Source organism: Wolbachia endosymbiont of Brugia pahangi (genome assembly GCF_012030695.1).
Classification (GTDB): domain Bacteria; phylum Pseudomonadota; class Alphaproteobacteria; order Rickettsiales; family Anaplasmataceae; genus Wolbachia.
Window position 1 is genome coordinate 81854 of record NZ_CP050521.1, and the last position, 16609, is coordinate 98462.

Genomic DNA, 16609 nt, shown 5'->3' on the forward strand with positions numbered 1-16609 from the left:
ATACTCCTTTTAAAGCAACAAGCATGGAAGACTTGAACGACACTATATCTAAGATCATTAACTATAGATTTAAAAATGGTGCGATATTAGAGGAAGCATTAACTCATCCAAGCTTAAATAAAAGAAATAGTAAAAATCAAATTGAAAATTACGAAAGGCTAGAATTTTTGGGCGATAGTATTTTGAATATGATTGTATCTGCTATACTGTTTAGATTATTTCCTAAAGAAAAAGAAGGGGCGTTGGCAAGAAGAAAAACGGATTTAGTTTGTGGTAATACCATTGCTAATGTTGCTAAAGAAATAAAGTTGGGTAACTTTATTATCATGAATAACAGTGAACGTTGCAATGGAGGAAAACGTAACCTAAAGAATTTAGAAAATGCACTTGAAGCACTAATAGGTGCAATTTACATTGATGGCGGATTCGCAAATGTTAAAAAATTTGTTACCAAGCATTGGAAAGAGCGGGCCAAAGGCATGCTCAGTCTCCCTCAAGATCCTAAAACTTCACTGCAAGAGTGGACTCAGAAAAATAAGTTACCCTTACCAGAGTATGAGCTTATGAAACAAACTGGACCAGCACATAGTCCTGAATTTACTATATCAATTTGCATAGAAAATTATGGTAAAGTTTTTGCATGTGCTTCTAGTAAAAAGGTTGCTGAACAAAAAGCTGCTGAATTAATGCTAGAAAAGATTAATAATAGTGAAAAGACAATTTAGCTTGAACAAAAACGGACAAGTTTTAAGAAAGCTAAGACCACAGTTTTAGTATTTAGCGTTGCTGCTGCCTGATGAAAACAAAATTAAATACATTTTTAATATTTTTATAGAAACCTATTAGAATGGTTTTGTATGCTTTTTCTAATGGCTATTTTAAAATGCTTGATGCTTCTTTTTATCATTTTTTGTATATGCCTACCTACTCAAGGATATGATAAAAGCCTTACTGAAATAGAAGGTGAAGATCATCATGATATAAGTGAACACGGCTGTTCGGTAGAGCAATGTAAAAATGAAATCTCTCTTTCAGAGGGCAACGGACCAGCAGTACCAGAAATTGTGCCTTTGCCTGTAGAGTTTCCTGATCTTACAGTCAGCAATCAACTTATTTCTATTAATGTTAGTGAAGAAGTGTCAGTAAAGGGTTTGCTGATTGAGATAGGAAAACTCTCTGATATTAACTTGGATATAAACCCCAAAATATCAGGTAATATTATTTTAAAGCTAAAAGATAAAAATATAAATGAAGTAATCCAGAGTATAGCTGATAGCGCTAAACTGCGTTATTCAACAAGTAATGGTGTGATTAAAATTAAGCAGGATTTACCATATGCACAAAACTACTACGTAGATTTCATCAATATTCAACATTCTGCTCAGAGTAGTTTTATTGTTAATAACAATATTACTAGCGGCAATAGAGGCAACGCTGATGAAGATTGCAATAGTGTTATAAAGTCTCAATATAGCAGTGATTTGTGGAATTCATTGGAAAAAGGTCTTAATGCAATAATGGACATTAACGAGGTGGATAATAAGGAATTTCTTTCATCTAACAGAGAAACAGGTGTTATTATTTTAAATGCTAGAAAAAGTATCCATAAAGCTGTTGAAGAATATATTAATAAGGTTAAACAATTGGCATCTTCTCAAGTGATGATAGAGGCAAAGATAGTTGAGGTTGTGTTAGACGACAAATACCTTTCTGGTATTAACTTAAATGATTTATGCAATGTAAATAAACCTGTGGTGAATCAAGATAATTCTATTATTGATCTTGCGGTAAATTTAGGTGCAAGTGACCTAGGGAATTTAGTGAAAAGTTTAGACAAATTTGGCACTTCAACTGTAATTTCAAGCCCCAGAGTACATGCCATAAATAATTAGCAGGAAATGATTTCATTCACTAAAAATCACATTTATTTTACTTCTGACATACAAAAAAATACTAAAAATTCAAATCAGATCTTAGTGACCAAAATGAATAGCGTGCCAATAGGTGTCGTGTTAATAGTTCATCCAAGCATTAATACTGATACTAGTGAAATATTCATGAATATACACCCAACTTTATCAAGAATTAACGGCTACACTAAAGATCCAAATATAGAGTACATCGCACAGCAGAGTAGAACAAAATTGAATAGCAATATTTCAATTGTTGAAATTAGAGAAATGAACTCTATGTTAAAGATCAAGAGTGGTGAAGTTATGGTAATTGGTGAACTTATAGAGCATAGAGAAGATAAGCAAAGCTTTAAAGCCGCATTAAGTCAGAAGTCAAAGAGACTAGCAGACAACATGAGAACAGTAGAAACTGTCATCTTTTTAAAAGCAACAATTGTGCCAACATTTAATTTGTTGGATAAATAAAGATAAGAACTTGTATATACATTGAATCGTTACTAAAAATTAAATATTAAGCCAATTTCAATGTTATGGGTTGATATGTCATCTGCAATAGGTATCGGAATGCTAAAATAACGGTAGCCGAGGAAGGTTTTAATTTCTGGGATTATCGAGTAACTAACACCAAGCTTTACTTGATAAGCAAACCAAGGAACGTTCAGTGGCATCGAGTTTTGAGGTGACCCATTAATCTTTCTTAATCTAAAAACCGTTGGTCCTATACCAAGGCCGACGTAAGGAGCAATTTGTGTATCTTGAACACTGGGATTATAGTAAAAGTTTAACAAAAATGCAAATATACCAGCTGATCTATCAAATATCGGAAAAGAATTACCATTTTTAATGTTGACCTTAGAATACATGGTTTCAAAATCAATACGGCCGTTTTCTCCAGCATAGTAGCCTAAAGATATACTGTTAAGCCACTGGAAATCAATTTCATCATCAAACTTTTTTACGCTTTCAATCTCATCTGCTACCATATTTTTTATTATAGTACCATAACGGCTCTCAACTAAAGTAGGAACTCTTTCTCCAATTGCTTTTATACCATTCACAAATGTTTCTGAGTTATCAGAGTATATTTTACCGCTATTAGCGCTAACATAAAAATCAAGTTTTTTATCCTTTACTGATATAACCTCTCTTCCATTATATTTTCTAGATTTGTGGCATGTAGATTCGTCTGCAAGCATTAAATTTTCCACAAACTGTCCATCATTTGAACAACTTTCATTAGCATGAATAGGAAAAAAGCTAATACATAAGATTAGTAATGCATCAAAAACAATAGATCTTTTCATCATAAACAAGTTTACAATTTATAGTGCTTTCCTCATATCAAAAAATTAGGGAATAATACTTCCAACTAAGTAACCACTTTCCATTCCTATAATGGTAGCTTTTACAATACTTTTAGCTTGAATCTTTGATGTAAATTTTACTAATGCAAAATTTTCTGCTCTACCAATATTATTTTGCTCAACTAGAACACTTTGTTTAGTGCCTATCAAAGATTGATAAAAGTTACTCATCATTGCTTTATTTATTTTCCTTAAGTTTTTTACTCTTTCTTTACGCACATTCTCTGGCACTTGTGGCATTCGTGCAGCTGGTGTATTTTTCCGCTTCGAATATGGAAAAGCGTGTAGATAAACTGTATTTGTTTCTTCAAGTAGATTAACTGTATCCTGAAACATCTCATCAGTTTCCGTAGGAAATCCAGCAATAATATCAGCACCGTATGCTATATTAGATCTCAAACTTTTCACTTTATGACAAAATTCTATCACTTGTTCCCTACTATGACGACGTTTCATTCTTTTTAGAATTAAATTATTACCAGATTGTAAGCTTAAGTGTAAATGTGGCATAAATCTTGATTCGTTAACTATTAAATCCATTAATTCATCATCAACTTCAGCAACATCAATAGAAGAAAGCCTGAGCCTCTTTAGTTCTGGCACATCCTTTAAAACTCTTCTGACCATTAAACCAAGTGAAGGTTTGCCAAATAGATCTGTACCAAAATCAGTAATATCAACTCCTGTAAATACTACTTCTTGATAGCCATTTGCTACGAAAATCTTGATTTGCTCAATAATATTGTTTATTGGTACGGATCGGTTATTCCCTCTTGCTTCAGTAATCGAGCAAAATGTGCAGCTATGATCACAGCCATTTTGAACTTCAATGAATGCTCTTGATTTATCTTTGAATTTATCAATTAGAGCAGGTTCTGACTTACTTGCCTGGTTATCGTTAACTAATATTTTATTGTTACTTAATAAGTAATTTTCGGTCTTTAGCTTATCTTGATTACCTAACACTTTACTCACACCAGGAATATTACTATACGATTCAGGGTCTAATTGAACGGCACAGCCAACTACGATAATTTCTTTATTTGGGTCATTTTTATAAATCTTACGTATTTTTTGTTTTACTTGACGTTCTGCTTCATTTGTCACTGCACAGCTGTGTACCACTACAACATTTTCTCTCTCTGCTTTTCTTAATGCTTCCTTAATTAACTCACTTTCGTAAAAATTTAGGCGGCAACCAAATGTCACTACTTCATTCATGCTAGGCTTTAATAGGCTTTACAATTTAATTATTATATCAGACATCCAGGTAAAGTCATTAAACCTCTTAACCATGACAAGTGGTAACCCTATGTTTCTATAGACCTGTTCTTCTACATAAACCCTGAACCTATATCAATCCACTCTCTAAATCTTTCTTTGAAAAATGAGCCTTATTTTAATCATTTATAACCTTTGGCACTACAAAATACCCATGCTCAGATTTTGTATTAGATAGTATCTCCTCTTTCATGCTCTGGAAATTGACAACGTCGTCGCGTACGTGAATATCCTTATCTATACTGCCATAGCGTATAGGGGAAACGTCTTTAGTATTAACTCGCAATAAAATGTCATGTATCCAATCTAACATTGTCAGTTCTTTGGAGTAATGCTCTATTTCGTCATTTGATAACTTAATTCTTACAAGCTGTGCGATTTTAAGCATTTCTTCCCTAGTGATTGTTACTTTTCTCTTATTTACAAATTCTATTAGCGAAGTGATGACATCTTCTGCTGACCTAGCTGGCATCTTTACCTCCTTGAATGAAATGAGTCAAAATATTTGCAATTGAAACAATTTCTATTTTATCAGTCTTTTCAAGTTTGTGAAATATGGTATCTGTAGTCACTAATTTATCTAGAGAAGAGGAAGAGATTTTTTCAATTGCATTCCCTGAAAGTACGCCATGTGTTATGCATGAAATTACAGACCTTGCTCTACGATTTTTTAAAGCGAGAGCTGCATTACATAATGTTCCACCGGAATCGACTATATCATCAACAATGACACAATTTTTATTTGTGGCTTCTCCTATTACATTCATTACATGAGATGTGCCTGCTTTCTCCCTATATTTATCTATTATGATAATCTTATCACTCAATTTTATCTCGTACTTTTTCTCTAAAGTCTTTGCAAAAGCACGTGCTCTACCGATTGCTCCAACATCAGGTGCAACTATTGCCAAGTTTTCTATATGTATAGAGTCAGCGAATGCTTCAAAACAACTCAAATTAGTTAGTGGTACATCAAAAAACCCTTCAATTTGACTTGAATGCAAATCAATGACTGCAACACTGCTTGCACCTGCAGTCTGAATAAGATTTGCGACTAATTTGGCGTTTAAAGCAGATTGCATGTTGTTGTTTTTAATGATTCTGTCCTGCCTACTATACCCATAGTAGGGAATAATTGTCGTAATTCTTTTAGTTCCTGACCTCTTTACTGCATCAATTATGAACAGAAGCTCCATGAGATGGTCGTTCACAGGGGGAGAAATGGACTGTATTATATATACCTCTTGACTGCAGAGGTTACTTTCCACTTCCGCATTTATCGCACCATCGGCAAACTTTGATACCTGAGCGGAAAATGGCTGAACATTCAGCTTGTTAGCTATTAATTTTCCTAGCTCTTTACTAGCATTACCTATTATTATCTTCATAATATACCAATTAAACTTGTAAGATTATACAGAAATTATGAGATGATAGAAATTGAGTTTCTTTATTTTAACGTTCTTGTCAATGAATTAGTTGCATAGCTGTCGATCGTTCAGTAACTCACAGAAACACAAAAAACTACCTGACAAACCTCGCTAGCCCCCTTATCCCGATACTGGGGGTGTTAAGTTACCTTCAATCTGTGCAGATTAAAATAATAAAGTGTTATATAGTTAGCATCTTATGTTTAATTTTTTGCACTATATGTACCTTATGTCTTCACAATATTTCTAATTTTTTACCTATATAAGTTGAAACTCGCTTATAAAGCGTTTAGGACAGTATAATATGCTAACTTGCAGGATTAGAGAGTAAATACTATCTACCACAATATATCTTTTGCCTTTTTTTTGCCTAGTAAATTTCTAAAACATTTATGACTAAAGGTTAGTTGCAATAAAAAACAACTAAGTCGCGATTATTAAGTATTTAAAACATAAAAAAACGCTAGTGTTTTTAAATAGATATTAACTAGGGCTTCTTTTGTCTTTTTCTTACTTGGTGGATTTCTTAAATATTTGTAGCTGAAGATTTACTGACAACAGCTGCTTATTGGTGCCGCGGCGGTATAACGTCTAGTCTGCGTTAGCTACAGATAAGTAAATTGCCTTTTTTCTGCTGAGTTTGAGTTACGCAAGAAGTCTACTGGACCACTCGCAATTTTTGCAGGTAGTTATATAGTTTGAGTTAGATATACTTCTTGACGGCAATCGTGTATCATTCTATAATGAGTATAATTGCAGTACGAGGTTATATGGGCCTTTTTGCGGCATTAAAGAATTCTTTAGCCCTAGTGAGCCAAATTATTGGCCTAGAGATAAACTTGAAGCTGAAATAAGTAAAGTTCTTTCTGATAAATATATTTATAATGTTGAGAGAAGTAATTTAACAGTAGAGGTATTTCATAAAAATCTTAAAGATGAGAAACTAAAAGATATTGAAGACACTACCAACAATGCTTTAAAAAGATGCTGTAGGTTTTTTGATATTCAAGTTAACGATTATGTAAATTTCCTTATTTTTATGCTGGAGAGTAGGAACTAACTTGCTGGGTTTTGAAAAAGTATATGACTTTGATCTACCAAAACTTGAACTGGATTGACAGTTAATAACAACTACCTTCAGTATAAGGAGCTTTTAAAATCTTCAGCTTCAAATATGTTTTTCTTTCTTAATGACAGTAGAGTGATTACGTTAAATATCATATTTTTCATGAATTTACCCATTGTATTCAGTTTCTTAAGTTTTATCAGCCAGTAATTGAGGATTTTTCGCCAAAACTTCAATTACCAGTTTTTAAAGAAACTGCAGACTTTATGGCGTATGAGAAAACATATAGTGGGCTTGAAAAAAGCTATATGTAAGTCTCGTTTTGAGCAGTGGTTGATAAGGTTAAATCCGAACACTTAAGTTTATACAATATATATTATGGTTATTATGATCAAACACATGATAATCCTTAATAAAACAGGGATTATAGTATCAAAATACTTGAATGGTCAGCATTCTGAGGCGATTGTTGAACAATTTTACTGCACTGCATAAGGAGATTATAAGTGTTACCATGATCTGCAAAATGAAATATAAGAAATGAGTAGAAACAAAGAGTTCACAGACTGGGTAAATAAATAATATCACTCTGCAGATAGTATGATGCTATAGAACGCTGTTTCTCAAAAATCAGCAATTGCAATTATTAGCTCTTCAAGTATAATCTATTGAGATTTACATGAGCTTTACGGATGAAAGGAAAAGAAGAGCAGTTTAGTTTTACATCAGAAAATCTCAAAAAAGCAAAAAAATTTATAGAGGTGTACCCAAAAGGCAAAGAAGGAAGTGCTGTTATGCCTTTACTATATCTTGTTCAAGAGCAATGTGGATGGGTTCCTGAACCCGCTATGTGCTACGTTGCTGACATGCTGCATATTCCACATATTCGTGTATATGAAGTGGCAAATTTTTATACCATGTATAATTTAAAACCAGTGGGTAAATATCTGATACGAGTTTGTAGGACAACTCCCTGCTGGTTATGCAGTAGTGAAGAAATTTTAAATACCTTTAAAAAGAAACTTGGAATTAACATAGGTGAAACTACTAAGAACAATCTGTTCACTTTAAAAGAAGTTGAGTGCTTTGGTGCATGTGTCAATGCTCCTGTTGTGCAGATCAACAATGATTTTTATGAAAATCTTACTCCTGAAAAAGTAGAAAGCATTATAGCAGAACTTTCTAATAAGTAGATGAGAGGAGACTTTGCATTCAAGATAATTAAACAATCAAATTCTGCAAGAACTGGAACAATTAAAACTCCGAGCGGAAACGTAGAAACACCAGCATTTATATTTTGTGCAACAAGAGCTGCAATTAAAGCTGCGGATATCGAAAGGATCAGTGAAGCAGGTACTCAAATAATACTTTCTAACACCTATCATCTAATGCTCCAACCAGGGGAGAATACTGTTGCAAAACTTGGTGGTCTGCACAAGATGATGGGATGGAATGGGCCAATGCTAACTGACTCAGGTGGATACCAGATATTTAGTTTGGGACACGGATCAGTTTCGGAAGAGATAAAGGGAATAAGAAAAAAACAAAAAACTCTGATTAAAATTGATGAGGATGGGGCAATTTTTCGTTCTTACATTAATGGTAAAGCTTATTGTTTAACTCCTGAGAGATCTATACAAATTCAGCAGAAATTAGGTGCAGACTTAATTCTAGTTTTAGATGAATGCACTCCGTTTCACGTCAGCAAGGAATACACAAGAAGATCAATGCTCATGAGTCACAAGTGGGCTGAGCGTTCTTTGAATGAATTTGGAAAAGATGATAATGGCAAACAAGCGCTGTATGGAATTAGCCAAGGCGGAGTATACCGAGATTTGCGTAGAGAAAGCTGTAATTTTATTAATAATTTACCATTTTTTGGTCAAGCAATAGGTGGATCGCTTGGTCGAAGTAAAGAACAGATGTATGATGTAGTTTTCTTTACTATGGAGCACTTAAAAAAAGATAGGCCTACTCATTTACTTGGTATTGGTAGAATTGTGGATATTTTTCATGCAGTAGAGGCTGGAATTGATACATTTGATTGCGTACATCCAACCCGCTTGGCAAGACATGGTGGTGCACTTATTAAAGTGAAAAATAGAAATACCATTTCTTCAAGGTACAAAGAACATATTAATTTGCGAAATCAACAATTTGAACTAGACGGTAATCCAATTGAGAGTGATTGTTTATGTTTTACCTGCAGAAAATATTCGAGAGCTTATATACATCATTTATTGAAAACTAAAGAACTGATAGCCTATACTCTCATTACCATTCACAATGTTTTCTTTATGAATAAATTGATGAAGTCGATAAGACAAGCAATATTAGATGATAGGCTGGATCAGGAGAAAAGTAATTGGGTTGGTGAAGTATAGTTAGTTGACTATGAAGTATAAAAACATAGCAGTTTTCTGTGATTTAAGTATAATTCTAACTTTACCTAATTAAAAAGATGAATTATTTGGTGGACTATATTTTAGCATCTCTTTCCTTACCATTTTTTATTACTGAAAATTATTTGTTAATTACTGCACTGGTTCCGCTTTTAAGCGCAGTAGTTATTCTTTTTACTGGTAAATGGCCTACGGTAAGTAATGGCATTACTGTTGCTTCTTCTGTGCTTCTATTTGTATATACATGTCTATGCACTTTATATTGGGCATATGGCGATCATTCTCAGTTTATCCTCATGAATTTTGGCAACAATTTGCATGTTAGTTTAAAGCTAGAGTCTACTGGAGTAGTGTTTAGTTTATTAATATCATTTTTATGGATATTAACCAGTATATACACAATATATTATATGCAGAACAACTATCCTGATAGTAATTACTCAGATTTCCTATGCTTTCTTTTGGTATCGATCAGCTGTACAATGTTTATTGCTTTTTCCGGCGATTTGCTTACTACGTTTGTTTTTTATGAACTTTTGACTATCAGTACTTACCCTCTTGTTACTTATAACGCAACAAATGAGTCAACGATAGCTGGACGTTATTATTTTGGTGTGTTGTTTTTTTCTTCCTTAGTACTGTTTTTTCCGGTTCTTGGTCTCTTGTATAATGAATTTCATACTTTAGACTTTGTGAGCAGTGGAATATTTGAATTTGATGCCTCACTCGTTACTTTTACTGCAGTGTGTTTCACTATGCTAATTTATGGCTTAGGCAAAGCTGCATTAATGCCAATGCATTTTTGGTTACCAAGAGCGATGGTTGCACCAACTCCTGTAAGTGCATTGCTACATGCTGTTGCTGTTGTAAAATCTGGGGCTTTTATTATCGTAAAAGTCATATTATACACTTTCGGTATCGATAATTTGCAGCGCTTTGCACAACAAAATTGGTTTGCTGGAGGGTGGCTTCCATATGCTGCAGGATTTACCATCATTGCTGCTTCACTTATTGCGTTAAAGCAGAAAGAATTAAAAAGATTGCTTGCTTACTCTACTGTTTCTCAGTTGTCATATATTATACTATTTGCTTCAATTTTTAGCGACCTCAGTGCAAGAGTTGCAATTTTTCAATTAGTTTGTCACGCATTTGCAAAAATCACTTTATTTTTCATTGCAGGCAGTATAATAACGAAAACAGGTGAAAAATATATAGATAGAATTCACGGCATAGGACGAAGTATGCCAGTTACCATGGTAGCATTTGCTATAGGTGCGTTATCTATGATAGGAGTGCCACCTGCTTCAACTTTCTGGGGTAAGTTTCTCATTTTTCAAGCTGTTTTTAACTCTGGCAATATAGCGCTTTCTGTATTTGTCACTCTAGTATTAACTGTAAGCACTGTACTCAATGCTATGTACTTTTTGCCAATAATTTACAACGCTTTTTTCTCAAAATCTTCCAAGAATTTTTTTATTAAAAAAATACCTGTTTTTCTAATTTTACCACCAGTTATCACTGCGATATGTACTTTTATTATTTTCCTTGTGACACCATTTATTTTGCCACTTTGCTGAATAGATGTGACTTTGAGTTTATATTATCGCTTACCCTTTGCAAAAGGCATGTTTTCGTTAAATAAACAGACTGTACTTGATCCGTTTCTTAAGGTAAACACCGAGCCTACTCTTTCAATTATAAGGTAATCATCAACTGTACGAAAATTTACTAGAGACTCGTACCCTGCAGAATCAACCATAAAAACTGCCGGAAAATCAGAATTTACCTTATTAAATTGCAGATATGTAAATCTCCCATCATCGAAGGCTTTAGTTGGTATTATTGACTGGCTGCCCTTAACATGTGAGATGGAATAATTAAAATTTATGCCCTTCTTTACAACTTCAATATCATTTATATCGGGAATAGTGGTGGGGTTAGCTTGTTCAAGGATATCACCATTGTTGGTTGTGTAAATTTCATCACTGCTAAATAGTGGATAAAGAAATCTTACTTCATATGCTAATCTTGGATCATCCAATCCGGTTGCTTCTTCAGCATGAAGTTCAAAGTAATAGACTCTTTTATTAGTAATTACAGTTGCGTTAGTGTCAGCAATATCATCTATAGGCTTGATAAACAACCTGTTACCTTGAGGAACAAGCTGCCAACCAGTTGGATCACCCATTGAAAGGTTTTGTATTGTCTCACCTGGTTCAAACAATATACTAGATTGGTAACCATAAAAACCAGTGTATTTATGTATAGCCTGTGGATTATAGTTTATTACCTTTATGTGACTATCTGCAGCTATTGAACGTGGTTCCTGTTTTGCAAATGCGTCACCACCACAAAAAAACAACAGTACAACAAGCAGTAAACTAATCATGATATTAAAACTATATACTAATCCTCATTTTATCATTGAGAGACATGAACTGCAACTGTTAAGGCATCGACTCTTATGTACTACTTATTTGTCATTTCTTCAAACTCGCCAATTAAAATTCTCATGTCTTTTGGTAAGTCAGATTTAAATTCTACATATTTTTTACTTTTTGGATGATATAAACCTAGTTTATAGATATGTATGCTTGTCCATTGAATTTGCGGATAAAGTCGGAGCTTTTGGCGTATTTTTACACTTTTGCTACTATTTTTTCCGTAAACTTGTTTACCGATAATGGAATGTCCTATGTGACTCATGTATACTCGATTTGGTGTGTTCTATCTGTTTCTAAAACACATCCAACTAGGCTTGCTTGCCCTATAACTTTCTGCACTGAGTAATGGGTGACTGCTAACTTCCAATTGTTTTTGTTACGTACATCATTTCTTTGTTTACCAAGTTGGGAGCAATATTGGTTTTTATAGTTTCCAGGTTAAAAAGTAATATTCCCCAAACTACTGCTCAATATTCGCGCTTTATTTCACGATTTAATAATATTTCAGACAGAAAACCATGGATTTTCTCATTTTTTGCAATTACCATTAGTCCACTCTGGTATCTTTATCGAACCTATGAACAATTCCTGGCCTTATGTGGATATATAGGATTTTACTAAGATGCCGATAATTGTATTTAAGAGCGTGTCATTGTTTGTTCCAGCACCTGAGTGAACGGTTAGTCTACTTTATTTGTTGAGAACTATAATGTCCTCATTTTTGTAGATGATATCAAGTTTTATGTTGTGATTAGGCTCAATTAATGTAGATTTGTTGTTGAAAAGTAAGATGCATTACATACTCCTCACCTAGTTTTACTACGTGATCGTTATTAATTATGGGCACGCTAAATAATTTTACTTACTTATTTTGTATCAGTCTTTGAGCTTTACTGCATGATATATTGCGTTTTTCAGCTATATAGGTATCTAATCTTAATTTTTCTCAGCACTATTGATATTTAAGGTTTTATCTTGTGGCAACTAACCTACTTCATTAACTGAGCTATATCGTGATCTACTTTGAGATAAAAAAACTTTCTGTAGTGCCTGGACCCATGAATTTTCTTATACTTCAATTTGGTTAATTGTATATGAAGCACACTTCAAAAACGAGCTTTTTGGCTCAAATGCACATGCCGAGGCCACGGTTAGAACGCACTTTATTAATCTTTATGTTGTAATTTGTTAACTAAATTGAATGTGTGCTATATGTTTCTAGGTCAGCATGTTTAATAATTTGAGTGTTACAAGCTGGGTGGTCAAATTTGCTTAATTGAACTATTAGATCAACATTGTTACAATTTTCTAACATATCTTCTTTTTTTATAAGCTAGCAGCACTGATTTATCGTTTCCCTTGTTATATATATAACTATAATTATAGCATTTTAATCTTTTGTCTGGATTGTTATATTTGGTATGATTCAAAATTTAATTCTGCCCATTTTGCTTTGCCCAAGTTTTAACAACAAAGTTTCTGCTTTTTCTGGTAAGAGAATATAGTAAGTTGTTGCTCTCCTTTACTGCAACATTATCAGAACTGACTAAGATGTTAGGAGTTCTATGTATAGCACTAGAGAAAATACTCAGCACAATAAACAAAACTCCAAAGAAACGCCAATTCCTTTCCCATAAGCACGGCCATAATAATCCAAATATTATGATGAAAATTGATGATGCAGGAAAAACACGAATAGGAATAACTAAATATTGAAGACTAACGATTACTTTTGTTATATACAAAACGCTATACAATAGGACGCTCTATAAGTGGCGCTATAATTCACTCAATACCTAAAGGAGTTGATAAAACATAAATTATTCCAAATGGAATAATGATCAATGTGGCTATTGGTATAGCAATTAAATTTGTAATAATGCCACTGATTGAAAAATAGTTAAAATTGTATATTGTGTAAGGAACAGTTGCTAAGCTTGCTATTACTGAGCTAATCATTATTGACACAAAATATTTCATTATTTTTATTTTGAATATTGTTGGCATTAATCTGATAACTGGTAACCAGCACCAAAACAGCAGAAAACGATATCTGAAAACCAGGCTCTAAAATTGCTTCTGGTTCTATTATGAGTATCACTGAAGCAGCAAACGCAATTACTATTAACCCTCGATATTTTCTATCTATCATTATTGCAACAAGTACTAAATTACCATAATGTATGCGCGCTAAGCGGAAATTTGCATACCAGTGATTAATAAATAAAACGTGGTTAGCAAAATGGTAAGAAATGAAGATATTTTCTTAGTATTGTACTTAAGAGTCAAAATTTCAGATATTGCAAATAAATTACAGAATACTATAAAAAATAGACCATCAACGAATGTGATAAATATAGACCAGGTATAGCGAACAAATGTGCTATATCTGAATTCTCATATTGCTATTCATAGTTTTTTGTTCTATTCCATCTTTTTTACCAATTATTAATGCAGAGACTATATCTGCATGTGGTTCTTTAAGTATTTTGCTTCGGATTTTCGTAAATGTATTGGCGAAAGATTCTATATGCTCCTTGAAATTTCCTTGCTTTATCTTTTTTGTACTAGAGCTATTTTACTTGTTGCAAAACCTGTTGCACTTATTTTTTTATGATATGCTACTCTTACAAAACCATATGCCTACTCTGAAGGTGCAATTTAGAGGAAAAAGCTTTGCTGATAATTTTACCTGATCGACCTATTTTAATGCTTTCTTCCACTTTAGTTCTAACTGATATTCTTATGTTGTTCAACTTAAACTTAGTGTTTTTTTTCATAAAGCAAAATTGTTTATATGAGCTCCCTTTCATTAACATCCTTCGCTGTGGCAACGATATTTTTTACGTACCTCTCTTTCATAAGAATGTTGAGTATCAACTACTATAAAACTGTTCTTAACTTGCTGACTGTAAATCCTATGAGCACCGCAATTAAAGCAGTATATAATATTGCATATCTTTTATGCAGTGTTGCAATCAAAATTAATGTAGGTAAAAGCGCAAGAAAAATAGGTATAACAAAGCTGGATTCAAAGTTTTAAGAGAAGTAAATTAAAGTTCCCACACACTGAAAAACAGGAAACTACAGTATTGAGTTATATTTTTCATTGCGTAAGTTGTTACGTATATAACTAACTATTATGTCAAGGAAAGTTAACAAATACGCAAAATATACACCAAGTGTAATTTTATTCTTTTATTTCCTATTATTCATATATAATAACTAAATAAACAACGATGCGGGGTGGAGCAGTTCGGTAGCTCATCAGGCTCATAACCTGAAGGTCGTAGGTTCAAATCCTACCTCCGCAACTTTTACCTGCATCTCGAAAAAGTGATGTTTTAGGTGGTATACAGGATTTAAATACTAAAAAAAGACTAAAATTTTGAACATAAAAAAGGTGCATTTACTTATATTGTTATTTATAATCTGCACTACAAACTTGGGCTATGCAAAAAATATCTTATTGCAAGCACCACCAAAATTTCTGAAGAAATTATCGATAAAACAATTGTTCAGACTATTCTAAGTGAAATGAAGTGGACTACCTGTTTTAATTCAGAATCTTGTGTCACGACTGAGATTACTGCATAATCTAAGTAGTGATGTTGATGTGTCTCAATATATAATCAAATTTATACGTAAGATGCTAGTACAACCAGATAAGATTATCAAAACCATAAGTGACTTTAACGAAGGCTGTTTGTATGGTAAGCCAACTACGGCTCATTATACAGTGAGAAATATAGTTCTACTAAAAAATTGGCAACTCTTAACTGAGAACCCTGACTTACTTCACCAGAGTTCAGGTATGGAACTTTTGTGCTATGCTAATATAGCAGATAAAATGGATTTTTCTTGGTTAAAGGAAAATATGAGAGGTCAGTATATTAAAGAAGTTGATTTTATCATTACAGCTGGACTAAATAGTGATGAAGTTGGGTTTCTTGCTTTATATAAAAGCACAACCCTAAGGGAAGATAATTGTAATGAATCTTATACAGCCAAACATCTTGGAAATGGTGATATATTAATGGTGGGAGATGTGCAGAAAAATTTGCCTGATCTACTCAAGAACTTATCTTAAATGACATAACTTAAGGATACAACTGCTCTATTTTCCAGTTTCTTCTCTTAAAGAGAGTGTACCTAAACTTAGTATGTCTTCTGTGCTTACCTTCTTGCCAGAATTCAATTATTTTTGGAATTATGGAGAATCTTACCCAAAAATCAGGACGAGGAACTTGTGTATTGTAAAATTCTTTCTTCTTCAGTCCGATAACTTGCTCGAAGTCTTGCCAATTTTTCAAAACGCTCGATTGTTTTGAACACCATGCACTAAATTGACTATTGCGTGCTCGAGATGAGAAATATTGATCAGCTCTTTCCTGCCTAGAAGCTTAACCCCTCCTTCAATTTGTACTTGCCTAAAAAACTCTATCCAGTGAAATACTAGTGCAGCCTTGGAGTTCTTGGTCAATTCTTTCCCTTTTCTACTATTTACAATTAGTAAAGAACATAAAACCTTCTTCGCTATATTCCTTTAGCAATACTACCCTTGCAGATGGAGTGCAGTCTTTGCTACAAGTTGCTAGTATCATTGCAGTTGGTTGTTTATATGGAGAATTAAGTACTACTTTATACCATTTTGAAAACAAATCAAACGGATCTTTTTCAGGCAAAAACATCATACCCAAAGTGAAGTC

The 16609-nt window shown here is 33.2% G+C and carries 11 protein-coding genes, 1 tRNA gene and 3 pseudogenes; 7 read left to right on the forward strand and 8 right to left on the reverse strand.

From position 1 onward, the window contains the following. Positions 1 to 23 precede the first annotated feature (23 nt). On the forward strand, positions 24 to 725 hold the full coding sequence (gene rnc, locus WBP_RS00400; RefSeq protein WP_167896283.1) for a ribonuclease III: 702 nt from the start codon (positions 24 to 26) through the stop codon (positions 723 to 725). Positions 726 to 1040: 315 nt separating this feature from the next. After that, positions 1041 to 2403: pseudogene (locus WBP_RS00405) on the forward strand (type II secretion system protein GspD); the annotation flags it as partial. Positions 2404 to 2410: 7 nt separating this feature from the next. Here the strand turns inward: WBP_RS00405 and WBP_RS00410 are convergent. From WBP_RS00410 to WBP_RS00425, 4 genes are all read right to left on the reverse strand, one after another. After that, positions 2411 to 3220, reverse strand: coding sequence for a P44/Msp2 family outer membrane protein (locus tag WBP_RS00410; RefSeq protein ID WP_167895734.1), 810 nt, complete (start codon positions 3218 to 3220; stop codon positions 2411 to 2413). A gap of 42 nt (positions 3221 to 3262) precedes the next feature. Next, positions 3263 to 4498 carry a tRNA (N(6)-L-threonylcarbamoyladenosine(37)-C(2))-methylthiotransferase MtaB gene (mtaB, locus tag WBP_RS00415; RefSeq protein ID WP_011256303.1) on the reverse strand — a complete coding sequence of 412 codons (1236 nt, stop codon included), beginning with the start codon at positions 4496 to 4498 and terminating at the stop codon, positions 3263 to 3265. Between the two features lie 178 nt (positions 4499 to 4676). Then, positions 4677 to 5030: an Asp-tRNA(Asn)/Glu-tRNA(Gln) amidotransferase subunit GatC gene (gene gatC / locus WBP_RS00420; RefSeq protein WP_011256304.1), complete on the reverse strand. Its 354-nt coding sequence runs from the start codon at positions 5028 to 5030 to the stop codon at positions 4677 to 4679. Beyond that, positions 5020 to 5946: a ribose-phosphate diphosphokinase gene (locus WBP_RS00425; RefSeq protein WP_011256305.1), complete on the reverse strand. Its 927-nt coding sequence runs from the start codon at positions 5944 to 5946 to the stop codon at positions 5020 to 5022. Before WBP_RS00425 ends, gatC begins: the two co-directional genes overlap by 11 nt. 1800 nt (positions 5947 to 7746) lie before the next feature. Here WBP_RS00425 and nuoE point away from each other — a divergent pair. The 3 genes from nuoE (at position 7747) to WBP_RS00440 (ending at position 11033) form a co-directional block, all read left to right on the forward strand. Then, positions 7747 to 8247: an NADH-quinone oxidoreductase subunit NuoE gene (gene nuoE / locus WBP_RS00430; protein WP_167895735.1), complete on the forward strand. Its 501-nt coding sequence runs from the start codon at positions 7747 to 7749 to the stop codon at positions 8245 to 8247. Then, positions 8248 to 9438 carry a tRNA guanosine(34) transglycosylase Tgt gene (tgt, locus tag WBP_RS00435; RefSeq protein WP_167895736.1) on the forward strand — a complete coding sequence of 397 codons (1191 nt, stop codon included), beginning with the start codon at positions 8248 to 8250 and terminating at the stop codon, positions 9436 to 9438. It begins immediately after the preceding gene. Between the two features lie 89 nt (positions 9439 to 9527). Next, positions 9528 to 11033 carry a proton-conducting transporter transmembrane domain-containing protein gene (locus tag WBP_RS00440; RefSeq protein WP_167896284.1) on the forward strand — a complete coding sequence of 502 codons (1506 nt, stop codon included), beginning with the start codon at positions 9528 to 9530 and terminating at the stop codon, positions 11031 to 11033. Between the two features lie 23 nt (positions 11034 to 11056). On the opposite strand, the gene virB9 is transcribed toward WBP_RS00440, so the two are convergent. The 3 genes and pseudogenes from virB9 to WBP_RS06125 all read right to left on the reverse strand — a co-directional run bounded on the left by virB9 (position 11057) and on the right by WBP_RS06125 (position 15044). Further along, a complete protein-coding gene (virB9, locus tag WBP_RS00445) occupies positions 11057 to 11845 on the reverse strand; it encodes a P-type conjugative transfer protein VirB9 (protein ID WP_167895737.1) in 789 nt (262 codons plus the stop codon). Between the two features lie 80 nt (positions 11846 to 11925). After that, the gene (locus tag WBP_RS05355) at positions 11926 to 12162 is read right to left on the reverse strand and encodes an RluA family pseudouridine synthase (RefSeq protein WP_246165994.1); all 237 of its coding nucleotides are present in this window, start codon (positions 12160 to 12162) and stop codon (positions 11926 to 11928) included. Positions 12163 to 13092: 930 nt separating this feature from the next. Beyond that, positions 13093 to 15044, reverse strand: a pseudogene (locus WBP_RS06125) (ComEC/Rec2 family competence protein). A gap of 96 nt (positions 15045 to 15140) precedes the next feature. Between WBP_RS06125 and WBP_RS00460 the strand changes: the two are divergent. After that, positions 15141 to 15214: transfer RNA gene (locus WBP_RS00460), tRNA-Met, on the forward strand. A 257-nt stretch (positions 15215 to 15471) separates the two neighbouring features. Continuing rightward, positions 15472 to 15990 carry a hypothetical protein gene (locus tag WBP_RS00465; RefSeq protein ID WP_167895738.1) on the forward strand — a complete coding sequence of 173 codons (519 nt, stop codon included), beginning with the start codon at positions 15472 to 15474 and terminating at the stop codon, positions 15988 to 15990. Positions 15991 to 16000: 10 nt separating this feature from the next. Here WBP_RS00465 and pdxH read toward each other — a convergent pair. Beyond that, positions 16001 to 16594: pseudogene (pdxH, locus tag WBP_RS00470) on the reverse strand (pyridoxamine 5'-phosphate oxidase). Between the last annotated feature and the right edge of the window lie 15 nt (positions 16595 to 16609).